The 21818-nt window shown below is 71.1% G+C and carries 16 protein-coding genes, 20 tRNA genes and 2 pseudogenes; 27 read left to right on the top strand and 11 right to left on the bottom strand.

Annotation, left to right across the window (positions count from 1 at the left end):
* Positions 1–184: 184 nt before the first annotated feature.
* Positions 185–3124 (bottom strand): annotated as a pseudogene (gene uvrA, locus ACQEVC_RS21100) (excinuclease ABC subunit UvrA); the annotation flags it as partial.
* Positions 3125–3266: 142 nt separating this feature from the next.
* On the bottom strand, positions 3267–4337 hold the full coding sequence (rsgA, locus tag ACQEVC_RS21095; protein ID WP_432880103.1) for a ribosome small subunit-dependent GTPase A: 1071 nt from the start codon (positions 4335–4337) through the stop codon (positions 3267–3269).
* A gap of 221 nt (positions 4338–4558) precedes the next feature.
* Between rsgA and ACQEVC_RS21090 the strand changes: the two genes are divergently transcribed.
* Both ACQEVC_RS21090 and ACQEVC_RS21085 read left to right on the top strand, forming a co-directional pair.
* Positions 4559–5314 (top strand): maleylpyruvate isomerase family mycothiol-dependent enzyme, encoded by a 756-nt coding sequence (locus tag ACQEVC_RS21090; RefSeq protein ID WP_432880101.1) that lies wholly within the window; start codon positions 4559–4561, stop codon positions 5312–5314.
* Positions 5315–5362: 48 nt separating this feature from the next.
* A complete protein-coding gene (locus ACQEVC_RS21085) occupies positions 5363–6016 on the top strand; it encodes an MBL fold metallo-hydrolase (RefSeq protein ID WP_432880099.1) in 654 nt (217 codons plus the stop codon).
* A 92-nt stretch (positions 6017–6108) separates the two neighbouring features.
* Here ACQEVC_RS21085 and ACQEVC_RS21080 read toward each other — a convergent pair whose 3' ends face one another.
* Together ACQEVC_RS21080 and ACQEVC_RS21075 are read right to left on the bottom strand one after the other, a co-directional pair.
* Positions 6109–6666 carry a DUF3618 domain-containing protein gene (locus ACQEVC_RS21080; protein WP_432880097.1) on the bottom strand — a complete coding sequence of 186 codons (558 nt, stop codon included), beginning with the start codon at positions 6664–6666 and terminating at the stop codon, positions 6109–6111.
* Entirely contained in the window at positions 6663–7094 is a 432-nt protein-coding gene (locus ACQEVC_RS21075) for a phage holin family protein (RefSeq protein ID WP_432880094.1), read from the bottom strand. Before ACQEVC_RS21075 ends, ACQEVC_RS21080 begins: the two co-directional genes overlap by 4 nt.
* A 529-nt stretch (positions 7095–7623) precedes the next feature.
* Between ACQEVC_RS21075 and ACQEVC_RS21070 the strand changes: the two genes are divergently transcribed.
* From ACQEVC_RS21070 to ACQEVC_RS20960, 23 genes are all read left to right on the top strand, one after another.
* Positions 7624–8427: an alpha/beta fold hydrolase gene (locus ACQEVC_RS21070; RefSeq protein WP_432880092.1), complete on the top strand. Its 804-nt coding sequence runs from the start codon at positions 7624–7626 to the stop codon at positions 8425–8427.
* 399 nt (positions 8428–8826) lie between these two features.
* Positions 8827–8899, top strand: a tRNA-Trp gene (locus tag ACQEVC_RS21065).
* A gap of 222 nt (positions 8900–9121) precedes the next feature.
* Positions 9122–9194: transfer RNA gene (locus ACQEVC_RS21060), tRNA-Glu, on the top strand.
* Positions 9195–9205: 11 nt separating this feature from the next.
* Positions 9206–9276, top strand: a tRNA-Gly gene (locus tag ACQEVC_RS21055).
* Between the two features lie 12 nt (positions 9277–9288).
* A tRNA-Gln gene (locus ACQEVC_RS21050) sits at positions 9289–9372 on the top strand.
* 6 nt (positions 9373–9378) lie between these two features.
* A tRNA-Leu gene (locus ACQEVC_RS21045) sits at positions 9379–9452 on the top strand.
* 9 nt (positions 9453–9461) lie between these two features.
* Positions 9462–9534 (top strand) — tRNA-Gly (locus ACQEVC_RS21040).
* 51 nt (positions 9535–9585) lie between these two features.
* A complete protein-coding gene (locus tag ACQEVC_RS21035) occupies positions 9586–10026 on the top strand; it encodes an HNH endonuclease (RefSeq protein WP_318403232.1) in 441 nt (146 codons plus the stop codon).
* Between the two features lie 35 nt (positions 10027–10061).
* Positions 10062–10133, top strand: a tRNA-Gln gene (locus tag ACQEVC_RS21030).
* Positions 10134–10185: 52 nt separating this feature from the next.
* A tRNA-Leu gene (locus ACQEVC_RS21025) sits at positions 10186–10260 on the top strand.
* Positions 10261–10430: 170 nt separating this feature from the next.
* A tRNA-Leu gene (locus ACQEVC_RS21020) sits at positions 10431–10503 on the top strand.
* A gap of 22 nt (positions 10504–10525) precedes the next feature.
* Positions 10526–10611: transfer RNA gene (locus tag ACQEVC_RS21015), tRNA-Ser, on the top strand.
* A 5-nt stretch (positions 10612–10616) separates the two neighbouring features.
* Positions 10617–10691: transfer RNA gene (locus tag ACQEVC_RS21010), tRNA-Arg, on the top strand.
* Between the two features lie 6 nt (positions 10692–10697).
* Positions 10698–10771, top strand: a tRNA-Pro gene (locus ACQEVC_RS21005).
* 67 nt (positions 10772–10838) lie between these two features.
* Complete coding sequence (locus ACQEVC_RS21000) at positions 10839–11582, top strand: hypothetical protein (protein WP_318403228.1); 744 nt, start codon at positions 10839–10841, stop codon at positions 11580–11582.
* 403 nt (positions 11583–11985) lie between these two features.
* Positions 11986–12068 (top strand) — tRNA-Ser (locus tag ACQEVC_RS20995).
* Positions 12069–12250: 182 nt separating this feature from the next.
* A tRNA-Met gene (locus tag ACQEVC_RS20990) sits at positions 12251–12322 on the top strand.
* Between the two features lie 2 nt (positions 12323–12324).
* Positions 12325–12397, top strand: a tRNA-Val gene (locus tag ACQEVC_RS20985).
* A gap of 7 nt (positions 12398–12404) precedes the next feature.
* Positions 12405–12478, top strand: a tRNA-Glu gene (locus ACQEVC_RS20980).
* 28 nt (positions 12479–12506) lie between these two features.
* Positions 12507–12579 (top strand) — tRNA-Val (locus tag ACQEVC_RS20975).
* 20 nt (positions 12580–12599) lie between these two features.
* Positions 12600–12676, top strand: a tRNA-His gene (locus tag ACQEVC_RS20970).
* A gap of 1 nt (position 12677) precedes the next feature.
* A tRNA-Tyr gene (locus ACQEVC_RS20965) sits at positions 12678–12760 on the top strand.
* Positions 12761–12788: 28 nt separating this feature from the next.
* Positions 12789–12861: transfer RNA gene (locus tag ACQEVC_RS20960), tRNA-Cys, on the top strand.
* A 370-nt stretch (positions 12862–13231) separates the two neighbouring features.
* Here ACQEVC_RS20960 and ACQEVC_RS20955 read toward each other — a convergent pair.
* Positions 13232–13483, bottom strand: coding sequence for an SCO4848 family membrane protein (locus ACQEVC_RS20955; protein WP_432880088.1), 252 nt, complete (start codon positions 13481–13483; stop codon positions 13232–13234).
* Positions 13484–13776: 293 nt separating this feature from the next.
* Positions 13777–14385: a DedA family protein gene (locus ACQEVC_RS20950; protein ID WP_432880086.1), complete on the bottom strand. Its 609-nt coding sequence runs from the start codon at positions 14383–14385 to the stop codon at positions 13777–13779.
* Between the two features lie 219 nt (positions 14386–14604).
* On the opposite strand from ACQEVC_RS20950, the gene ACQEVC_RS20945 reads away from it, so the two are divergent.
* Positions 14605–14808, top strand: a complete 204-nt coding sequence (locus ACQEVC_RS20945; RefSeq protein WP_278063023.1) for a cold-shock protein — start codon at positions 14605–14607, stop codon at positions 14806–14808.
* Here ACQEVC_RS20945 and ACQEVC_RS20940 read toward each other — a convergent pair.
* On the bottom strand, positions 14789–16078 hold the full coding sequence (locus ACQEVC_RS20940; RefSeq protein WP_432880082.1) for an MFS transporter: 1290 nt from the start codon (positions 16076–16078) through the stop codon (positions 14789–14791). The genes ACQEVC_RS20945 and ACQEVC_RS20940 overlap by 20 nt on opposite strands.
* A gap of 172 nt (positions 16079–16250) precedes the next feature.
* A complete protein-coding gene (locus tag ACQEVC_RS20935) occupies positions 16251–16823 on the bottom strand; it encodes an ArsR/SmtB family transcription factor (protein ID WP_432880079.1) in 573 nt (190 codons plus the stop codon).
* Positions 16824–17117: 294 nt separating this feature from the next.
* Between ACQEVC_RS20935 and ACQEVC_RS20930 the strand changes: the two genes are divergently transcribed.
* Positions 17118–18173 (top strand): NAD-dependent epimerase/dehydratase family protein, encoded by a 1056-nt coding sequence (locus tag ACQEVC_RS20930; protein ID WP_432880076.1) that lies wholly within the window; start codon positions 17118–17120, stop codon positions 18171–18173.
* Positions 18174–18227: 54 nt separating this feature from the next.
* On the opposite strand, the gene ACQEVC_RS20925 is transcribed toward ACQEVC_RS20930, so the two are convergent.
* From ACQEVC_RS20925 to ACQEVC_RS20915, 3 genes and pseudogenes are all read right to left on the bottom strand, one after another.
* Complete coding sequence (locus ACQEVC_RS20925) at positions 18228–19100, bottom strand: peptidoglycan recognition protein family protein (RefSeq protein ID WP_432880074.1); 873 nt, start codon at positions 19098–19100, stop codon at positions 18228–18230.
* 150 nt (positions 19101–19250) lie between these two features.
* Complete coding sequence (locus tag ACQEVC_RS20920) at positions 19251–20111, bottom strand: lytic transglycosylase domain-containing protein (protein ID WP_432880072.1); 861 nt, start codon at positions 20109–20111, stop codon at positions 19251–19253.
* 181 nt (positions 20112–20292) lie between these two features.
* Positions 20293–21702: pseudogene (locus ACQEVC_RS20915) on the bottom strand (DedA family protein); the annotation flags it as partial.
* Between the last annotated feature and the right edge of the window lie 116 nt (positions 21703–21818).

The raw sequence follows: 21818 nt of genomic DNA, 5'->3' as shown, positions 1-21818 counted from the left end.
TTCCGGTACGCCGGCTCTTCGCCGGCCCGGTCTTCGCGGTCGTGGTCTTCGCCGTCGTACCCGCCCGGGTGGCGCCGCCCTTCACCGTACCGCCGCCGGCCCGGCCGTTGCCGGCCTTCGCGGTACCGTCACCGGTCTTGGCCGCGCCGCCGTTCGCCCTGGTCACGCCGCCGTTCGCCGGCGCCGCCCCGGCGGCCTTCGCACTGCCGCCGGTGGCCTTCGCGGTGCCGTTGGCCCGGGCCGCCCGGGTGGTGGCCGCGCTCGCTCCCCGGGCCGGGCCGGTCAACCCGAGCACCGGCCGGAGGAACTGCCCGGTGTGGCTCTCCGGCACCTCCGCCAGCTCCTCCGGGGTACCGGCAGCCAGCACCGTGCCGCCCCGGTGCCCGCCCTCCGGGCCCATGTCGACCAGCCAGTCGGCGGTCTTGATCACGTCGAGGTTGTGCTCGATGACGATCACGGTGTTGCCCTTGTCGACCAGGCTCTCCAGCACCCCGAGCAGCTTGCGGATGTCCTCGAAGTGCAGCCCGGTGGTCGGCTCGTCGAGCACGTACACCGTCCGGCCGGTGGAGCGCTTCTGCAGCTCGGAGGCGAGCTTGACCCGCTGCGCCTCGCCGCCGGAGAGGGTCGGTGCCGGCTGGCCGAGCCGGACGTACCCGAGGCCCACGTCGACGAGGGTCTTCAGGTGCCGGTGGATGGCCGGGATCGCCGAGAAGAACTCGGCCGCCTCCTCGATCGGCATCTCCAGGATGTCGGAGACCGTCCGCCCCTTGTAGTGCACCTCCAGGGTCTCCCGGTTGTAGCGGGCACCCTTGCAGACCTCGCACGGCACGTAGACGTCGGGCAGGAAGTTCATCTCGATCTTGATCGTGCCGTCGCCGCTGCACGCCTCGCATCGGCCGCCCTTGACGTTGAAGGAGAACCGGCCCGGCCCGTACCCCCGGACCTTCGCCTCGGTGGTCTCGGCGAAGAGCTTGCGGACGTGGTCCCAGACCCCGGTGTAGGTCGCCGGGTTGGACCTCGGGGTACGCCCGATCGGCGACTGGTCGACCCCGACCACCTTGTCGACGTGCTCCAGGCCGGTGATCCGGGTGTGCCGGCCGGGTACCAGCCGGGCCCCGTTGATCTGGTTGGCGAGTACGGCGTAGAGGATGTCGTTGACCAGCGTCGACTTGCCCGAACCGCTGACCCCGGTGACCGCGATGAACTGGCCGAGCGGGAACGAGACGGTCAGGTTCCGCAGGTTGTGCTCGCGCGCCCCCTGCACCACCAGCTCCCGGCCCGGCATCTGCGGCCGGCGCCCCTGCGGGGTCGGGATCGACCGGCGCCCGGAGAGGTACGCCCCGGTCACCGACTCGGTGTTGGCCAGCAGCTCCGGCACCGAACCGCTGTGCACGATCTTGCCGCCGTGCTCGCCGGCCCCCGGCCCGATGTCGACGATCCAGTCCGCCGTCCGGATGGTGTCCTCGTCGTGCTCCACCACGATCAGCGTGTTGCCCAGCCCCTTGAGCCGGACCAGCGTCTCGATCAGCCGGTGGTTGTCCCGCTGGTGCAGCCCGATCGACGGCTCGTCCAGCACGTAGAGCACCCCGACCAGACCGGAGCCGATCTGGGTGGCGAGTCGGATCCGCTGCGCCTCGCCGCCGGAGAGGGTGCCGGCCGGGCGGTCCAGCGACAGGTAGTCCAGGCCGACGTCGACCAGGAAGCGGAGCCGGGCGTTGATCTCCTTGAGCACCCGCTCGGCGATCATCTTCTGCCGGTCGGTGAGAGTCATCCCGGCGAGCAGCTCCGCGCACTCGCCCACCGACAGCGCGCAGACCTCGGCGATGTTCCGCCCGCCCAGGGTGACCGCCAGCACCTCCGGCTTGAGCCGGCTGCCCCGGCAGACCGGGCAGGGCACGTCCCGCATGTACCCCTCGTACTTGTCGCGGGACCAGTCCGACTCGGTGTCGTTGTGCCGCCGCTCGATCCACTGCACCACACCCTCGAAGCCGGTGTAGTAGGAGCGCTCGCGGCCGTACTTGTTGCGGTAGCGCACGTGCACCTGGTCGCCGGAGCCGTGCAGGATGGTCTTCTGCGCCCGGGACGGCAGCGCCCGCCACGGGGTGTCGACGTCGAAGTGCTCGGCCTCGCCCAACGCCTGCAACAGGCGGAGGAAGTATTCCTGGGTGTGCCCGCCGGACCACGGCTGGATCGCACCCTCGCGCAGCGTCCGCTCCACGTCCGGTACGACGAGTTCGGCGTCGACCTCCTTCTTGGTGCCCAGCCCCGTGCACTCGGGGCAGGCGCCGTACGGGGCGTTGAAGGAGAAGACCCGGGGTTCGAGGTCCTCGATCGCCAGCGGGTGGTCGTTGGGGCAGGCCAGGTGCTCGGAGTAGCGCCGTTCCCGCCCCGGGTCGTCCTCCGGCAGGTCGACGAAGTCGAGCAGCACCAGCCCGCCGGAGAGCCCGAGCGTGGCCTCGACCGAGTCGGTGAGCCGCTGCTTGGCGCTCGCCTTGACGGTGAGCCGGTCCACCACCACCTCGATGGTGTGCTTCTCCTGCTTCTTCAGCTTCGGCGGCTCGGTCAGCGGATAGACCACCCCGTCGACCCGGGCCCGGGCGTACCCCTTGGCCTGGAGTTCGGCGAAGAGGTCGACGTATTCGCCCTTGCGGCCGCGCACCACCGGGGCCAGCACCATGAACCGGATGCCCTCGTCCATCGCCAGTACCCGGTCGACGATCTGCTGCGGGCTCTGCTTGGAGATCTTCTCTCCGCAGATCGGGCAGTGCGGCTCGCCGACCCGGGCGAAGAGCAGCCGGAGGTAGTCGTAGACCTCGGTGATGGTGCCGACGGTGGAACGCGGGTTGCGCGAGGTGGACTTCTGGTCGATCGAGACGGCCGGACTGAGGCCCTCGATGAAGTCGACGTCCGGCTTGTCCATCTGACCGAGGAACTGCCGGGCGTACGACGACAGCGACTCGACGTACCGCCGCTGGCCCTCGGCGAAGATCGTGTCGAAGGCCAGGCTGGACTTGCCGGAACCGGAGAGCCCGGTGAAGACGATCAGGGCGTCGCGTGGCAGGTCGAGGTTGACGTCGCGCAGGTTGTGTTCACGCGCGCCACGGATGATCAGTCGGTCGGCCACTGTCCGCGCACTCCCGGGGAGAAAAGATATATTCTGTCCGATTTGGTGGCGCAGAGAAGCGCCTCGGCAACTCTAGCCCCGGCGTACGACAGTTTTCCCCACCGGCAGATTCCCGCAGGTCAACGCCCCCGATCCCGGCAGCTCACCGCCCCGGGCCGCCCCGACTCCGCTGCTCCTTGCGAATCCGCTTCCATTTGTACCGCTCCTCGGCCGCCAACCGCGCGTCCCGACGGCGTGTCTCGTACGCCACCTCGCGCTGGAGCTTCTGCCAGCTCGCCCAGCGCCGCGGGCTCAGCTCGCCGGTCTCCAGCGCGCCCTGGATCGCGCAGCCCGGCTCGCCCCGGTGCCCGCAGTCGGCGAACCGGCAGGCGGCGACGAGTGCGGCAACGTCGGCGAAGGCCTGGTCCAGCCCGACCGCCGCGTCGAGCAGACCCACCGCCCGCACGCCCGGGGTGTCCAGCACCGCTCCCCCGCCCGGGATCGGGATCAGTTGCCGGTGCGTGGTGGTGTGCCGGCCCTTGCCGTCCACTCCGCGTACCCCCTGGGTGGTCATCACCGTCGCGCCGGCCAGCGCGTTCACCAGCGTCGACTTGCCGGCACCGGAGGGCCCGAGCAGCGCCAGGGTGCGGCCGGCGGCGACCCACGGGCGCAGCCGGGCCAGCCCGGTACCGCGCTGAGCGCTCACCGGCAGCACCTCGACGCCCGGCGCCGCCTCGCCGAGCTGCTCGGCCACCGCCACCGGATCGGCGACCAGGTCACATTTGGTCAGCACCAGCAGCGGGGTGGCGCCGGATTCCCAGGCCAGCGCGAGCAGCCGCTCGATCCGGGCCACGTCCGGCGACGGGTGCAGCGGCTCGATCACCGCCGCCGCGTCGGCGTTGGCCGCCAACACCTGGCCGGTCGAGTCCTTGTCCGCGGTCCGCCGCACGATCGCGGTCCGCCGGGGCAGCACCGCCTCCACAGTCAGTCGCCGATCCGGCCAGTCCCGGACCAGCACCCAGTCGCCCGCACACGGCAGGTTGACCGCGTCCCGGGCGGCCGCGACCAGCACCCCGCCGCCGAGACTGGCCCGGACCGGTCCGGCCGGCACGAGCACCGTGCAGATCCCCCGGTCGGCCCGTACCACCCGCCCCGGTCGTAGTTCGTCGCCGCGGTCCAGGTACGCCGCGGCCGCAGACGCGTCCCAGCCGAGGGACGCGAGATCGAAGGTCATGTCAACCCTTGTCGTCAGGAGTGGAATTCAGCAGTCGAATCCAGAAGTGGAAACGGTGGCCCCGCGCACTGCGACCGGCATGCATCCCACCTCCTCACGCCATGCGGGTGTGGTGTCGACGGTAGGTGCTGGTCCGACCGGACCGAAAGCCAATTCCGGCCCGCCACTCCCGGCGGAGGCGTCCGGGCCCCTCCGGTCGCCGGGCGCTATCGTCGTGACTCGTGACACTCGACCCACTCGCGCTGCTGCCCGAGGTGGACCGGGCGACGGACCGGCTGTTGCGGACCGTCGACGGGCTCGACGACGTGGCGATCGGCGAGCCGTCCCTGCTCCCCGGCTGGACCCGGGGGCACGTGCTCAGCCACCTCGCCCGGAACGCCGACAGCTTCGTCAACCTGCTGACCTCGGCGCGTACCGGCGAGGACATCCCGCAGTACCCGAACCCGGCGGCCCGGAACGCGGACATCGCGGCCGGCGCGGCCCGGCCGGCCGCCGTCCAACTCGCCGACCTGCGGGCCAGCGCGGAGCGGTTCGCCGAGGCCGCCCGGGCGCTGCCCGCGGATTCCTGGGCCGCACAGGTGCGCTCCGCCCGAGGGCTGCGGCCCGCCGCCACCCTGACCTGGGGGCGGCTGCGCGAGGTGGAGGTGCACCACGTCGACCTCGCCGCCGGCTACCGGACCGCCGACTGGCCGGACGCGTTCGGCCAGCGGCTGCTGCACGAGGTGGTGCACGACCTGGCCGAGCGGGACGACCCACTCGCCCTGGTGCTGCTGCCGGCGGAGACCGGGCAACCGCTGACCGTCGACACCGGCCGGGGCCGGCCGGTCGGCATCCCGGCGCCGGACAGCGGCCCGGAACTGCGCACCGTCGCCGGCCCGGCGCACGAACTGGCGGGCTGGCTGACCGGCCGGAGCGCCGGTACCGGCCTCGTCGTCACGCCCGCCGGGCCGCTGCCGGCACCCCCGCCCTGGATCTGATCCGCCGACCCGACTCTGCTCCGCCGACCAACTCGGAGGCACCCGAACATGAGCTACACCGGAGACGTCATCGCCGACGGCCCACCCGACGTACGCGAGCTGACCGGCCTGACCGTCAGCAAGCTCTCGGTCGGCCCGATGGACAACAACGCGTACCTGCTGCGCTGCGCCTCGACCGGCGAGCAGGTGCTGATCGACGCGGCCAACGAAGCGCCCCGGCTGCTGGAACTGATCGGCGACGGCGGGCTGGCCGCCGTGGTCACCACGCACCGGCACATGGACCACTGGGTCGCGCTGGAAGAGGTGGTGGCCAGCACCGGGGCCCGGTCGCTGGTGCACGCCGACGACGCGGACGGGCTGCCGATCCCCTCCGAGCCGCTCGCGGACGGCGACCGGATCCGGGTCGGCGACCGCGAACTCGAGGTGATCCACATCGTCGGGCACACCCCCGGCTCCGTGGCGCTGCTCTATCGGGACGAGGTCGACGGGACGCACCTGTTCACCGGGGACTCGCTATTTCCGGGCGGGGTCGGCAACACCGACCGGGACCCGGTGCGGTTCGGCTCGCTGATCAACGACGTGGAGCAGAAGATCTTCGACCGGCTGCCGGACGAGACCTGGTTCTATCCGGGTCACGGCCGGGACAGCACGCTCGGCGCCGAACGGCCTTCGCTACCGGAGTGGCGCGCCCGGGGCTGGTAGTCAGGATCGCGACCAGGGCAGACATGTGGCAGGCAGCCCTGGCCCGGTACGTCGGCTTGTGCGGGTCCGTCGCGATGCCCGACGGCCCTTGCTCAGCGGGAGATGCGCCGGGACCCGGAGAAGCGTTTCACGGACCTGATCGCCGCCGACCGCCACGGAGCCATCGGCCGAGCCATCCGCAGCAGCCGGTCGGCGTTCCACTGGCCGCTCCGACGCCTGGCTCGGGCCGCCTCCATGCGCTTCCGCCCTATCACCATGCCAGCGATCATCGCGACGGCACCGAGGGCGAACGGCACCGGGTTGTGCCGGACGATTCCGCCCGCCCGGTTGACCGAGGCGCCCACCACCTGAGCACCGCGTGCACCCTGCTGGCCGGCATCCGCAGCCATCTGGCCCACCCTCCGCTGCGCCTGTCCCACCTTCTGGCTCACCACTCCCGGCAGTTGCGCCACCTTCTCGCGTACTGCCCCGGTGGCCTGTGTCGATCGTTCCCGGAGCCGGTCCGTGGCCTGTCCGGCCTGTTGGCGGCCACGGGCCCGTATGTCCGTCTTGGCCGCCAACGCCTGAACCGTTTCGCCGAGTTCGGCACGCCGCCTGTCGATCTCCTCACGGGTCCGGTCCACGTCCCCGGTGCCGTCCCCCATCGTCATGACCGTCCCCGATCCTTGGCCGCGTTCCGCACCGTTTCGGCATCGGCGCGCAGGCTTCCCGCCGTCGATTTCGGCATCGGAGGCCCCGCCCGGCGGACCTGCTTCTGGCCCGATCGCGCGAGCAATCCCGCGAGACCCGCCAGAATGACACCGACGACGAGTGCGGCCAGTGCTGCCGGGATGACGTAGCTCAACGCCACCACCGCTGCGGCGATCAGGGCACCACCGGCGTAGAGGGCCATAGCACCGCCGCCACCGAACAGCCCGGCGCCGATCCCCGCACGCTTCCCCTTCTCTGACATCTCCATCTGAGCTAGTGCGAGTTCCTCGCGGAGCAGTCCGGATATCTGCTCGGCGGCCCGCTGCACCAACTCGGGTGTGGTGGCTCCGTCGCCGCTCGTACTTGTGCTGGCCGAGGCATCCCCCATGGCTTCTCCTCCCGTACGGCTGTCGGACCGGACCCGCGCGGCCGAGGCGACCCTCGCAAGCCGCCGGAGTTGGGCCTTGCGGCAGCGTCACCCTCCCCGCTGCCGGGATGACGGCACGGGCGTGTTGAGGGCCGTCGCATCTCCGTCCGCACAGGCCGAAGCCCCGGCTGGAGTTCGTCTCGAAGGTTCAGTCGACTCGCCAGAGACCAACTGCTCTCATCGTGCCACCGGCCGTTGCCGGACAGGGACGAAACTGACGCTTCCACCCGCCCTGACCTGGCTGTACGCCTCACCGGTCCCGGATCGGGTCGAGCATCCGCTCGGTGCCGATCTCCAGATACGGCCCACGAACAGTTCGATCGTGGGCGTGCCGAAGGGGGACGGTGGTCGAGCCGACGCCGCAGGCGCACCGGCGGGTCGCGCGGCGAAGAGGCAGCGGCGCCCACCACAGCGCGCGGGGCTGGCGAGTCCCGCACGCCACGGAAGGTCGTCCTTGGCGCTGTTGGCTAATGGGTGTAGCTTTAAGGCTATGACTAACACCCACTACCTTCGCCGCCCGGAGGGGCGCATCGCGTACGACCTCTGGGACGGCGACGGCCCGCTGGTGATCTGCACACCGGGGATGGGCGAGCTGCGCCAGTCGTACCGGCTGCTCGCGCCGAAGCTGGTCGAGGCGGGCTACCGGGTGGCCGTCATGGACATCCGGGGGCACGGCGACAGCGACACCAGCTTCTCGCGGTACGACGACGTCGCGCTCGCCGGCGACCTGCTCGCCCTCCTCGACGAACTCGGCGGATCCGGATACCTGGTCGGCAACTCCATGGGCGCCGGAGCCGCCGTGATCGCCGCCGCCGACGCCCCGGCGAAGGTACGCGGCCTCGCCCTGCTCGGCCCGTTCGTCCGGAACCCCGCCGGGGCGGCCGTGATGAACCTGCTGTTCCGGATCATGCTCCTCCGGCCCTGGGGCCCGGCGGCCTTCCTCGGCTACTACCCGAAGTGGCTGCCCGGCACCAAGCCCGACGGTTACCAGCAGCACCTCGCCCGGGTGCGCGACAACCTGCGCCGGCCCGGGCACTGGCGGGCCTTCGTGCAGACCAGCCGCAGCTCGCACGAGCCGGCCCGGCAACGGCTGCCCGAAGTGTCGGCCCCCGCCGTCGTGGTGATGGGCGCCGCCGACGTGGACTGGAAGGACCCGGCGGCCGAGGCGCACTGGATCGGCGAACAGCTCGAAGCCGAGGTGGTGGTGGTACCCGGAGTGGGGCACTACCCGCAGGCCCAGGCACCCGACGCGGTGGCGGCCGCGGTGAGCCGCCTGGTCGAACGGGTCCGCTGAGTCCGGTGTGTACCGTTGCCGGCACCGCTGTCCACCGGTGCCGGCAACGCCACTGAGCAGCCATTCCCGCCCGACGACAGGACGGTGCGCGGAAAAGCCGAAAAAGATGTTGCTCCGCGCGGGAACGGCCCCTACCGTAGTTACCACAGCGATCAACAAAGCGACACCGAAACGACAGGAGCATCCGATGTTGTGGCAGGCCTCATCGCGAGCGTGGCGGCAGAAGCCGTACGTTCCGGCGGGCTGCGCCATGCTCGGGCACCCCGTCCACCTAAGCGCCGGCGAATGTGCCGAACTGGGCGGCTGGCGGACGTAACGCGACTCCACTCGCGTCTACGCCGCCCTCCCGGACCCGGGACCGGGCGGCGTTTCTTTTTCCCACCCGGGCTTTCACCACACAGGGGTGTGGCGCAACTGGCAGCGCAGCGGCCTCCAAATCCGAAGGTTGCAGGTTCGAGTCCTGTCACCCCTGCTTTTCCCCCGACCTCGGCCGGCGGGACCGGTACCACGTTGAAAACTCCACAGTGGATGGCATAGATGATGCCCGGCCGGCGCCGTACCACCGCGCCGGCCGGGCCGATCCGGGGCGAGGGAGACGGCTGACCCGCCTGTTTTGGGTACAGGAGACACCGAGTTCGACTCTCGGGTCCCGGACGAGGTTCAGTGGATTCGGGGCGACTCCGCCCCGCCGCCCGGACCGTTGGAGTAGTGGTTATCTCGCCAGACTCTCACTCTGGAGAAGGCCGGTTCGATTCCGGCACGGTCTACGTACGACATCGCGGCCATAGCTCAACGGCAGAGCACCTGGCTTCCACCCAGAGGACCGGAGTTCGATTCTCCGTGGCCGCTCGGCAGTACCGACGGGGAATGGTGTAACTGGCAACATGCCCGGCTTTGAACCGGGAGACGGTAACGCTCGTGCTGGTTCGAGTCCAGCTTCCCCGGCCGTCCGCTCCGGTAGCCCAACGGCAGGAGGCAGCGCACTCAAAACGCGCACAGTGTGCGTTCGAATCGCACCCGGAGCATTTTCCCATGCGGCTGTAGCGCAGTTGGCAGCGCGCCACCTTGCCACGGTGGAGGTCCCGGGTTCAAATCCCGGTAGCCGCTCCGAATATCCGACGAGAGTTCCGTGACATCGACAAGAGAAGGAGGTATCCGGTGGACGTCCTGGTCATCAACGCCGACCTCGGCCCGCTCCACCGGGTCAGTCTCCGGCACGCCGTACGGATGCTGGTCCGGCGCGTCGCCGAGGTGCACGAGGCGGTACCGGACCGGCTGATCGGGGTCTACCCGGTGCCGACGGTGGTCCGCCTGGTCAAGTACGTCGTCACCAGATGGCGCTTCAGCTCGGGACCGGCCTGGTCCCGGTCGGGCGTGCTCACCCGGGACGGACGTCGGTGCGGCTACTGCGGCGGTCCCGCGAGTACCGTCGACCACATCCTGCCCCGCTCCCGCGGTGGCCGGAACACCTGGACCAACACCGTCGCGTCCTGCGACGGCTGCAATCAGCGCAAGGCAGACCGCACCCCCGCCGAGGCGGGCATGGTGCTGCGGTCGGCGGCGACGGTCCCGAGTTGGGCCGCGCTGACCCGGCGCTGACGGCGGCCGGCGGGTTCTCCCCCGCCGGCTGTCAGTCCCAGGTCGTCTAATAGGTAGGACATGCGTCTCTGGAGCGCATTGTTTAGGTTCGAGTCCTAACCTGGGAGCGAGTTGAAATGGCTGGTAAACGTCCAGTAAATACTCCTCCGGGAGCGCGATGCCCTCGTGGTCCAATTGGTAGAGGCGCCAGGTCGAGAGCCTGGTCACGTGCGCGTTCGAGTCGCGCCGAGGGCACTTCTGGGTGGGTGCTGGTGCACAGCGTTGCCTTGCAAGCTGCGCGTGCGCGGTTCGATCCCGCGTCACTCCACTGAACCATTTTCAACCTGAACCGCGCGGCGCTCACACACCGCGTCCGACCCTGCGGTCTGACCGACCGCAAGGGGAGCCTGAAAAGGTTCACCCATGCCCGGGTAGCCCAACGGAAGAGGCCGCCGGCTCAGAACCGGTGTGTTGCAGGTTCGACTCCTGCTCCGGGTACTACGCGCCGTAGGCGCGGTTCGGAAGGATGGCCGAGAGGTCCATGGCGCCGCCCTGCTAAGGCGGACCGGCTCACACCCGGCGAGGGTTCGAATCCCTCTCCTTCCGCTCCTGCCCTTGTAGCTCAGTGGATAGAGCGGCGGCCTACGAAGCCGTGTCGAGCGGAGGTTCGAATCCTCCCAGGGGTACGACATCGGGACGTGGCGCAGCTTGGTAGCGCGCCGCACTGGGGGTGCGGAGGTCGTCGGTTCAAGTCCGGCCGTCCCGACTTCGACCGGGTCGCCGTACGTGGCGACGACGACTATCGTCTGCCCGACGAGACCGAAAGGATCATGGTGCCCAATCCCACCGAACTGCACAAGGTCAACGCGCTGGTGCAGGGCTTCAAGCCGCAGGCCAAGCGGGAACTCACCGACGCGCACCGGCGTACCCAGAAGGCGCCGCCGCTCTCCGGCATCTCCCGGACCTACCAGCCGTTCGCCGACGACATCCGGGAGCAGTTGCCGCCGGAGTCGACCCGGGTGCAGTACACCGTCCAGGAGGTCCTCGACGAGGTCGCCACCACCATGGGTCGACTCTTCGACCTCCAGTTCCTCCAGGACACCGGCAACGCCACCGCCAAGGCCGACGTGGTGGTCGACGGGCGGACGCTGGTCCGCCAGGCACCGGTCACCTACCTGCTCTTCCTGGAGAAGCAGCTCGTCGACCTGCGTACCTTCGTCGACGGGCTGGCCACCCTGGACGCGGCGGAGCGGTGGGAGTTCGACCCCGACCGCGGCTGCTACGCGAGTACGCCGAGCCAGACCCAGAAGATGCGCAAGGTGCACCGCAACCACGTCAAGGCCGAGGCGACCGAGAAGCACCCGGCGCAGGTCGAGGTCTACACCGAGGACGTACCGGTGGGCACCTGGACCACGGTGAAGCTCTCCGGCGCCCTGCCGGCCGAGCGGGTCAAGGTGCTGCGCGGCCGGGTCGACAAGCTGCTGGAGGCGGTGAAGGTGGCCCGCGAGGAGGCCAACAGCACCACCGTCGAGGACCGCACCGTCGGCGACGAGGTGTTCGGCTACCTGTTCGGGTAGTCTCCCAGACACCCCCGTGGAGCGGGGGGGTGGCGCGAGATGCGCCGAGACTGAGGCTGACCTGTCAGACTCATCAACGGTGACGGTTCCAGTGGAGGTTCGAGTCCTCCCCTCGGCACTTCGGGCCGAGGTAGCCCAACCGGTAGAGGCAGACCGGCACCGAGCAGGCTGAGACTATCGCTCCAGGCTCAGCACCCCCACCGATCGCCAGACCTACCGACCACGACAACCTCGACGAGATGCTGGTTCGAGTCCAGTCTGCCGCTCTCCCTGCGGCGGTCGCTTAATGGCAAAGCACGTCGACTGCAGACTGATCGTGGAGCTTAAACGCCGCTGGCGTGCGAACGGGTGGAACTTCAGGGCCCCCGGGGTCGGGCATACCCCGGGGGTCCGCCAAACTCTCGGAAGGCGCCGCCCGGCGGCGGGCGACCGGTCTTGAAAACCGGGGTGTCGGCAACGGCAGGGGTTCGACTCCTCCGCCTTCCTCGAACACATGCCTTGCGCCGCTAGCTCAATGGTCAGAGCAACGCACTGAACCTTTTTCAACCTCCCCTTGCGGTCCGTTGGAGCGCGAGGTCGAACGCGGTGTGTGAGCGCCGTGCGGTTCAGGTTGAAAAAGGTTCACTCTTAATGCGTGGGTTCAGGGTTCAAGTCCCTGGCGGCGTACTCGCGGGATAGCGCAGTGGTAGCGCGGCGGTCTCATAAACCGCAGGCCCCGGGTTCGACTCCCGGTCCCGCCCCCGTTCCGGTAGCTCAGTCGGAAGAGCATCGCGTCGACATCGCGAGGGTCGCTGGTTCGAGTCCAGCTCGGAACACTCACGCGGCGCCGTGGACGAGTGGCAAGAGTCGCCAGGCTTTCACCCTGGATTTCGCGGGTTCGAATCCCGTCGGCGCTACCTCGCTCTCCCGCTCGGGTGGAGCGATGCCCGGATAGCTCAGTGGTGGCAGCGCCTCGTTCACACCGAGGAGGTCCCTGGTTCGATCCCAGGTCCGGGTACTGGCCATGAGGCCGCGATGGTGACTGTAGCTCAGTCGGAAGAGCGCCGGACTGTGGATCCGGAGGTCGCTGGGTTCGAGTCCCGCCAGTCACCCCACGCGGGTGCGCCGACGCTGGAGAGTCGGGCCTGTCTGTAGAACAGGTGCTTCGCGCTGAGGAGGTTCGAGTCCTCCCACCCGCACGTCGAGCCCGATCGTCGGGCACCACCCGGCCTCGTTTCGTCCCCGGTGGGGCGCCCCGCCTGCAAAGCGGGTGATGCGGGTTCGACTCCCGGCGAGGCCTCGATGCCATCCACTGAACCTTTTTCAACCTCCCCTTGCGGTCCGCCGGACCGCAAGGTCGGACGCGGTGCGTGGGCGCCGCGCGGTTCAGGTTGAAAAAGGTTCACTGTGGATGCCATGGGCGCGGGCGTCGGCTGCTCGGCCGCCACTGAACTTGTTTCAACCTCCCCTTTGCGGTCCGTGGTGGCCGCAGGTGGAAGTCGGAGCGTAGACACCGCCCGGTTCAGGTTGGAAAGTTCACTCAGGATGGCGGTGTGCCCGGTTCGACACCGGGGCCCATGACTCGCCGGCCGGCGGTGGTGATGACGGGGGAACGCCGGCCGGCGCCCGACAACGCGCGACGGCAGGACCAGCTCAGGGCCGAGACCGGCTCAGGATCGAGGAGTCCGCCCGGCCCACCAGGCGCGTACGCCGAGCACGCCGACCGCGGTACCGATCGCCAGGGACGCCCCGATCAGCAGCGCGTGCACCCAGAGGAAGCTCGTCGGGCTGCCCTGCCCGATCTCCCCGGTCGACCAGGCCCGGGCGTCGTTCCAGATCGCGACGGCGAACCGGGGCCAGATCACCCAGGTCCACACGCCGACCAGGATCAGGAAACCGGCCCAGCGCCGCGACAACATCATGGCAGCCCAGTATGCCAGCCGGTACCCGACCGGCCCTGACCGGCGACATCGCCCGGGCCGCTGTCACCGCCGGCCGAGGGTGTCACCCGGAGTCGACAGCCGGCCCCGGCGGCCGGTCACCCCCGACCGGCCGCCGGTCCGCCCCGGCTGCGCGACCACGTCCCCGACCGGCCGTTGCCCCAGCCCGTCCTGGCACCCCCGTGACCGCGATCCGCGTCCCCCGGGTGGTGCCGGCCGGCCGCCCCAGCCCGCCGGCGCCACCCGGTCACCTCCCGCCCCCCCCATCCGCACTGTCAGCCCTGGACCGTCGAGGCGAGTCGGCGGCGTACGCCCAGCAGGACGAGGCCGCCGAAGATCATCCCGAAGCCCACCGTGCCCACCAGCGCGAACGACTCGCCGGGTAGCAACCCGCCGACCGACCGGGCCAGGATGCCGAGCACCATGTAGAGCCCGGCCCAGAGCACCGCGCCGACCGCCGCGAAGCCCAGGAACCGCCGGTACGACATCCGCAGCCCGCCCGCGGCGAGCGGCAGCAGCGCGTTCAGTACCGGCAGGAAGGGCGCCACCATCACCATCCGGCCCCCGCCACTGCTGAGAATCCGCTCGGCCGCCGACCAGCGCGCCTCCCCGATCCACGCCCCGGTACGGCTGCGCCGCAGCCGGGCGCCGAACCGCCGACCGGCGAAGAAGGTGAGCGACCAGCCGCCGAGGCAGCCGCCGATCACCGCCAGGAACGCCCCCACACTGGCCGGCCGGCCCACCCCCACCGCGGCCAGTACCGCGACGTCGCCGGGCACGAGTACGCCGAGCAGCGGAATCGCGTCCAGCATCATGACACCGCCGAGCACCGCCAGAAAGACTCCCGACGGCAGTTCCCCCACCTGAACCAGCCAGTCCGCCACGTCAGGAACGTTACGGACGGAACGGCACCCGGACATCCGGGTCCAGCCCTGGTAAGCGACGCGGGCAACCCTGACTCGATCTAGGGGTGACTCCGCCGTCCGGCCTACGCCGAGGTTTGTACGACTCCCGACTTCCGCCCGCACCGAGTACGCAGGGAGGCTACTGTCGGTGACGTACAGGGCACGCCACGCACCGGGCGCGCCGCTAAGGAGACACCCATGGCAACCGGAACCGTCAAGTGGTTCAACTCGGAAAAGGGCTTCGGCTTCATCGAGCAGGACGGCGGAGGGCCGGACGTGTTCGTCCACTACTCCGCGATCGCCTCGTCCGGCTACCGCGAGCTCAACGAGGGGCAGAAGGTCGAGTTCGACGTCACCCAGGGCGAGAAGGGCCCGCAGGCGGCTAACGTGCAGCCGCGCTGACCATCTCGCTACGCGCCGGGCGGGCCGGTGCCGCCGGCTCCGTATCGTGCCGCGGTTCGGGTAGGTCGCGGCGCCTCCGCAGCGGGCCGATCAGCAGGATCAGCCCGCTCAGCGCCAGCCCGGCGGTGATCACCCACATCGCCGGGCGGAGGCCGAGCGCCATACCGAGCGCACCGCCGAGCACGGCACCGAGTGGCATGGTGCCGAGGTTGACCACCTGCATGGTCACGCTGACCCGGCCGAGTAGCCGGTGCGGCACGTACGCCTGGCGGAAGCCTGCCTTGATCACGTTGCCGGCGACCACTCCCGCGCCGATCACCGTCCCGGCCAGCACCAGCAGGCCGAGCCGGGCACCGGGGGCGGTCAGCGGGATCAGCAACCCGAACGGTTCGGCGCCGAGGGCGCAGAGCAGCAGCGCGCGGGCGCTGCCGAGGCGCCGGGACAGCGCGGTGGCGATGGCAGCGCCGACGACACCGCCGAGGCTCATCACGGCGAGCAGGCCGCCGACCGTACCCGGACCGACCCCGACCTCGCGGACCAGGAAGACGACCAGGATCGCCTGGTAGCCGACCAGGCCGAGGTTGCTGACCGCGCCCCAGACGGTGAGCACCCGCAGGTAGGGATCGCGGGCGGTGAACCGTACCCCCTCGGCGATCTGCCGGCCGAGACCCGCCGCCGGATCGGCGGCGCGGCGTGGCTCCTGGCGACGGATCGACAGCAGGCAGGCGGCCGAGCCGAGGAAGCCGAGCACGTCCGCCAACAGCGCCGTCGCGGCGCCGACCAGGCTGGCCAGCAGGCCGGCCGCGCCCGGGCCGGCCACCTGGGCCACCGCCTCGGTGCCCTGGAGCTTCGCGTTTCCCTCGGCCAGGTCGGCCCGGTCCAGCAGGGTGGGCAGGTAGACCTGGTACGCGGTCTTGAAGAAGACGCTCACGGTGCCGCCGCCCAGCGCGACGGCCAGCAGGTGCCCGATGGTGAGTACGCCGAGCCAGCCGGCGACCGGCACGCTGGCGAAGAGCAGCGCGGCGACCAGGTCGCAGGTCACCATCACCGGCCGGCAGCGCAGCCGATCCACCAGGGCGCCGGCCGGCAGACCGACCAGCAGCCAGGGCAGCCATGCGGCGGCGGTCAGCAGCGCCACCTGGAAGGTGCTGGCGCCGAGGGTGGCAACCGCCACCAGCGGCAGCGCCACGCTGGTGACGCTGGCGCCGAAGGTGCTGCCGGCCTGACCGATCCAGAGCAGCCGGAATTCCCGTTGCCGGAGCAGGCTCATTTCGTCTCCTCTCGCTCGCCGGCCTCGCGGCGGGGAGACCCGACCGTGGGTAGCAAGACCGACCGGGTCACCGGATGGGCTCGCCGTGGTTCAGGGTGGGTGGGGTGACCCGACCGGGTCGGCGACCGTGGGTAGCAAGACCGACCGGGTCACCAGATGGGCTCGCCGTGGTTCAGGGCTGGGCCGGGATGCCGTGGGCGAAGAAGAAGACCGGCTCGCGGCGCTGCCCGTCGTCGGGAAGCTCGCGATCGCCCCACCGGGACAGCAGGGCGAGCAGTTCGGTCTCGAACTCGGCCAGCTCGGTCGGGGTGAGCCGCAGCCAGCGGTCGGTGGAGAACGGCGCCTCCGCCCAGGCGGCCCGCTGCTCCTCGGCGGCGGCGTGCCAGTCCCGGACCAGGCCGACCTGGCGGTCGAGGTTGAGCGACACCGCGGCCTGCTGCACCGCCTCGCGGGACGGGTCACCGGCGAAGTCGGCGCTGGACCAGCGGAGCCCGGCCGAGACCAGCCGCCACCACCGCTCCCGGCGGTCCCGGGCCAGTTCCGGTGCCTCCTCGACCAGGTCGGCGGCGGCCAGCACCTTGAGGTGGTGACTGACGTTCGCCACCGCCTGCCCGGTGCGCTCGGCCAGCGTGCTGACCGTGGCCGGGCCGTAGACCTTGAGCACGTCCATCAGGCGCCGGCGCAACGGGTGGGACATCGCGGCCAGCACCCGGGAGTCGGTGACCTGGCGGACCTCTCTGTTCATACCCCCAGGCTGACATGCGCAAGAGAGATTGCGCAATAGTTATTGCACAATGGCGGTTGCAGAACGCGTCGTTGGTCGCGCCCGCCTGTTCGTGCGACGGACCCGGGCGTGACCGCGCCGTCCGATGCCGACGCCTCGGCGCGGGCACGTCCCGCTGCACCTGCGTACCGACCGGGGGCTGTCCCGGTTGCACGTCACGAGTGGCGACGTTGTTCGGTCGGCATCGACGGCCGGCGGGTTCGGCTGAGAGCCGAAGGGCTCGCCAGCCTCGGTGCGGAGATCTAGCGTGACGCTATGGAGAAGCTCGCTCTGGTCGTCGGCGCCACCGGCCAGGTCGGCCGGGCCGCGGTCCGCGCCCTGGTCGCCGACGGCTGGCACGTCCGGGCCGCCGCCCGGGGCCTGCGGGCCGGGGCACCCTGGCCGCCGGACTGGAACGTCGAGCTGGTGCCGCTGGACCGCGAGGATGACGCCGGGCTGGCGGTCGCGGTCGGCGACGGCTGCGACGTACTGGTCGACACCGTCGCGTACGACGCCCGGCACGCCCGCCAACTGCTCCGGCTCGCCGACCGGATCGGTTCGGCCGTGGTCGTCTCCACCGCCGGGGTCTACCTGGACGACGCGGGCCGGGGGTTCGGCGCCGAAGGGGTCCGGTTCCCGGTGCCGATCGCCGAGACCCAGCAGACCGTCGCACCGCTCGACCCGGACGCGGCGGCGGGTGGCGACACGTACGCGGCCGGGAAGGCGGCCCTGGAGCGCGAACTGCTCGCCGCCGGGGCGGTCCTGCCGACCACGCTGCTGCGGGCCGGTGCGATCCACGGGCCGCACACCGTGCACCCGCGCGAGTGGCACTTCGTCAAACGCGCCCTGGACCACCGGCCGGTACGGGTGCTGACGTACGCCGGACAGAGCCGGTTCCATCCGGTCTCCACGGCCAACCTCGCCGAGCTGATCCGGCTCTCCGCCGCCGAGCCCGGGGCCCGGGTGCTCAACGCCGGCGACCCGGAGCCACCGACCGTACGCGAGATCGGCGCCGCCGTGCACGCGGTGCTGGACCACGGTGCGGAGGACGTGCTGATCGACGGCCCCTCGCCGGCACCACCGGTCGGCGAGACGCCGTGGTCCACGCCGTACCCGGTGGTGCTGGACATGAGCCTGGCGGAACGCCAGCTCGGCTACCGCCCGGTGACCAGTTATCTCGACTCGCTGCCGGAGACCGTACGGTGGCTGGTGGACGCCGCGCACGGCCGGGACTGGCGGACCGTCTTCCCCGACCTCGCGCAGAACTACCGCACCGACTACTTCGACTACCTCGCCGAGGACGCCTGGCTGCGCCGCCGCACGACCGGCTGACCGGGCCACCCGACCGGCTGACCGGGCCGCCGAGCCGCCGGGCCGGCGGGGGGCTCAGGTCGCGGCAGCGAGTTTGGCGGCCAGCTCCCCGATCCGGTCGCCGAACGCCGCCCGCAGCGCGGCCGCCGCGTCGTCGAGGTCCTTCGAGCCCAGCCCGTTGAGCACGCCGTCGATGATCTGCTGCTCGTTGACCCAGTCCTTGCCGAGCATGTTCATCTGGTTGGCCTTGACCTCGGTCAGCATCCCCTCGATGGTGTAGAAGTGCTGCCGGATGTCGGTACGGCCGCTTCCGTCAGGCTTCTGCGCGCCCTGCCACAGAAGGTAGTTGTTGTCCTTGGCGAACTTGAGCAGTTGTTCCTGCTCCTGATCGGACAGTGCCGGCATGATGTTCTCCCCTCCGGACGATGCGGCGACGTCGCGCCGGAACTGGTTCATGTTGAAACTCGGGTCCGTCTTGACGCTCGGGTGTCCGTAGCCAGCCGGTTGGTGCTCCTTGTGGCCGGCGATCCCCCAGCCGGTACGGTCGCGCAGCGCCCGTACCCCGCGCACGTAGGAGTCGTACTGCCGGTCGGTCCACGGCTCGCCGAGGGCGTGCTGCGCCTCGATGCCGATCAGGCCGGAGTTGCCGACCCCCTTGAACGGCCCGGCCCAGCCGACCCGGACGTGGTTGCACCGGCCGGAGGCGATCACGTGCCAGTGCCCGGTGCGCGAGAGGTAGAGCTGGGCTATCGGCGGTGGCGCGGTCGCGGAACCGTTGAGCAGGACGTAGATCTCGCCGGCGTCGGTGGAGCGCAGTGAACCGCGGGTCTCGTGGCACATGATCCCGTGTGGATCGAAGGATGTGGACCCGCGACTCCGCCAACCGCCGACCTCGTGCACGGTGAGACCGGCGGACCGGAGCACGTCGGCGAGCCAGAGCAGTCGCATCGATCAGCCCTCCTTACTCGGAGGTAGGGGTTCACTACTGACCGTATCTGCGACGACGGCTCGAGTCCAGTCGTCCAAGCTGCCAATATGAGCAAAAGCAATGGTCAACCGACCTGAGGTCGGGATAGGACGACGAGCCGGCCACCGGCCTCAGAAGGCCAGGCACTCACACTCCGTCATCAGCGCGCGGACGTTTCGCACGTACTGCGGGTTGGGGATCTTCAGCCCGTCGTCGGTCACCACCGCCCCCGGCCCGAAGTTGTACGCCGAGATCACCGCGTTCAGCAGGCAGGAGTTGAGTTCGGTGCGGCAGTCCTCGGCGGAGACCCCGTAGTCGCTCTCGAAGAAGGCGTCACCGATGTACTTGATCAGCCAGGCCAGGTAGTTCGCCCCGAGCGTGGCGTTGTCCCGGTAGGCGTCGATGTCGTACGACTGGTCGAAGCGCTGGTTGACGAAGGCCGCGGTGTCCGGCATGACCTGCATCAGCCCCACCCCGCCGTCGCAGGCGATGATGTTCGACTGCCAGCCGCTCTCCTGCCAGGCGGTCGCCTTGACCAGGTCGACCGGCACCCGGATGCTCGGCGCCGAACTCGGCCAGTAGGTCCGGCCGGCCGCCTCGGTCAGCGCCTGCTTGACCTGGGCCCGGCTGGCCTGGGTGCCCTCGTAGCGCGGCTTCGTGCAGCCGGTCTCGGGCTTGGGCGGCGGTGGGGGCAGCTTCGTCTCGGTCGGCGGCTTCGGGACCTTGCGCGGCCCCGGCTTCTTGCTCGCGGTGCGGCTCGGGGTGGCCGAAGGGGTCGGTCGGGCGCCGAGCCCGGCCACGGCCGGCGGCTCAAGCTCGGTCGTCGGCTCGCCGTCAGCGACCGGGTCGGCGGCGACGGACGGGTCGGTCTCCGCCGCGACGGTCGTGCCGCCCTCGCGCTCCGGCTCGCCGTTGGCGCAGGCGACCACGGTGGCGAGCGCCAGGACCACCGCCCCCGACACCAGCCCGGTCCTGCGTAGCCACTCAGTCATTCGAGCCCCCCAAGATCTCCGGGCGCACCATAACAGGCACGCCGTCAGCTCAGGGGGCCTCGACCGTCCGGCTGGTCGGGGCCGTCTCTTCGACCGGCGTGCCGGCCCGCTCCGCCAAAGGCCGCTCCTCCGCTGCGGGCGGTCGGGCCTCACGTGCGGGCAGCACCGCCTCGCCTTCCGACGGCTGCCGGGCCTCGGCCGCCGAAGGCCGTGGCCGGTTCGCCGTGGCCGGCGCGGCCGAGGCCCCGGCCGCGCGTACCGCGCGGTCCCGGGTCGCCCAGGCGACCATGAAGACCGCGGTCCAGAGCACCCCGAGCAGCATGGAGGTGACCGTCTCGCTGGCCGAACTCCAGCCGACGTAGAGCCGGGCCGCGCCGATCATCACCACCCCGACCGCCGCCACGGTCCAGGCCGCCACCGCCATCGGCCAGCGGCTCTGCCGGGCCAGCAGCCAGGCCAGCGTGCAGAGGCTGGCCGCGACCACCGCGTTCTGGGCCGGCAGCAGCCGTACCGGTGTGCCGCTGGTCGGCCCGGTGACGTCGGTCACCAGGACCAGCACCAGCAGCGGTACGAAGGCACCGACCGTACCGAGCACGCTGAGCAGGTCGACCCGCCACGGCCGGGTACGCCAGCCGACCACCGCGGCGACCAGCGCCACCACCAGGATCAGCACCGGACCACGCAGCGCACCGATCGCGCCGTGCGCCAGCTCGGCCACCCCCTCGGTACGCCGGGACGCGAACCACTCCGCTATCGCGCTGTCGACCACCGACAGCCCGCTCTGCGTGACCACCAGGTCGAGCAGCCAGGCCAGGGTGAGCCCGGTCACGAAGAGCAGCGCCAACCCGGCGACCAGGTTGGCCAGCAGCGTCCAGCCCGGCCCGATGTGCATCGACAGCACGAAGAACAGCACCCCGTACCGCCGGGCGAGCCAGCGCAGCGGCGGCCGGGCGACGGCCCGGGACAGCAGCGCCCGCACCGGGTCGGGGTTCCGGCCGAGCCAGCGGCCGACCAGCACGATGGCCACGATGAAGACGATCAGCAGCAGTACGGCACCGGTCGCCTTGCCGAGGTAGTGGGAGACGGTCTCGTACGACTCCCCGGCCAGATAGCCGGCCAGCACCGAGCCGCCGACCCAGGTCACCACCCCGGCCAGGTTCCACGGCGCGAACCGCCGGTACGGCATCCCGGCGCTGCCGGCCAGCCGGGGCACCAGGGTCCGGGCGAAGGCCACCCAGCGGGCCGCGAAGACCCCGCGCCCGCCCAGCCGGGCCAGCATCGCGTCGGCCTTCGCCCAGCGCCGCGCCCCGACCCGGCTCCCCCAGCGGCCGGCCCGCAGCCGGGGGCCGTGCCGCCGGCCGCTGCGGAAGGCCAGCGCGTCGCCGAGCACCGCTGCGACAATCATCACCACCAGTGCCGGGCCGAGCCGCAGCATCCCGGTGTACGCGAGGAAGCCGACCAGCAGCAGGGTCGCCTCCGCCGGCATCACCAGGCCGACGATCACCGCCGTCTCGGTGGCCACCAGCAGCGCGGCGGCCAGGTAGACCAGCACCGGTGGCAACTCCCGCACCACCGTCAACACATCCTGCACGGCGACCCCCCGAACACCCCGGCCAGCATGCCAGCCGCGTGGTGTGATGGCACAGCGATTCCCGCCGAGAGCGGGGTTACCTCAGGGGGAACCCGGACGCCGGCCCGGATCGCGCA

It is taken from the genome of Plantactinospora sp. CA-294935 (genome assembly GCF_050936445.1).
GTDB lineage: Bacteria > Actinomycetota > Actinomycetes > Mycobacteriales > Micromonosporaceae > Plantactinospora.
This window is presented reverse-complemented; position numbering and strand designations above follow the sequence as displayed.

Bases quoted from the DNA above. Each gene is read 5' to 3' on its own strand.
- rsgA (WP_432880103.1), bottom strand. From the start codon at position 4,337: ATGACCTTCGATCTCGCGTCCCTCGGCTGGGACGCGTCTGCGGCCGCG.
- ACQEVC_RS21085 (WP_432880099.1), top strand. From the start codon at position 5,363: ATGAGCTACACCGGAGACGTCATCGCCGACGGCCCACCCGACGTACGC.
- ACQEVC_RS21080 (WP_432880097.1), bottom strand. From the start codon at position 6,666: ATGACGATGGGGGACGGCACCGGGGACGTGGACCGGACCCGTGAGGAG.
- ACQEVC_RS21075 (WP_432880094.1), bottom strand. From the start codon at position 7,094: ATGGGGGATGCCTCGGCCAGCACAAGTACGAGCGGCGACGGAGCCACC.
- ACQEVC_RS21070 (WP_432880092.1), top strand. From the start codon at position 7,624: ATGACTAACACCCACTACCTTCGCCGCCCGGAGGGGCGCATCGCGTAC.
- ACQEVC_RS20955 (WP_432880088.1), bottom strand. From the start codon at position 13,483: ATGATGTTGTCGCGGCGCTGGGCCGGTTTCCTGATCCTGGTCGGCGTG.
- ACQEVC_RS20945 (WP_278063023.1), top strand. From the start codon at position 14,605: ATGGCAACCGGAACCGTCAAGTGGTTCAACTCGGAAAAGGGCTTCGGC.
- ACQEVC_RS20940 (WP_432880082.1), bottom strand. From the start codon at position 16,078: ATGAGCCTGCTCCGGCAACGGGAATTCCGGCTGCTCTGGATCGGTCAG.
- ACQEVC_RS20935 (WP_432880079.1), bottom strand. From the start codon at position 16,823: ATGAACAGAGAGGTCCGCCAGGTCACCGACTCCCGGGTGCTGGCCGCG.
- ACQEVC_RS20930 (WP_432880076.1), top strand. From the start codon at position 17,118: ATGGAGAAGCTCGCTCTGGTCGTCGGCGCCACCGGCCAGGTCGGCCGG.
- ACQEVC_RS20925 (WP_432880074.1), bottom strand. From the start codon at position 19,100: ATGCGACTGCTCTGGCTCGCCGACGTGCTCCGGTCCGCCGGTCTCACC.
- ACQEVC_RS20920 (WP_432880072.1), bottom strand. From the start codon at position 20,111: ATGACTGAGTGGCTACGCAGGACCGGGCTGGTGTCGGGGGCGGTGGTC.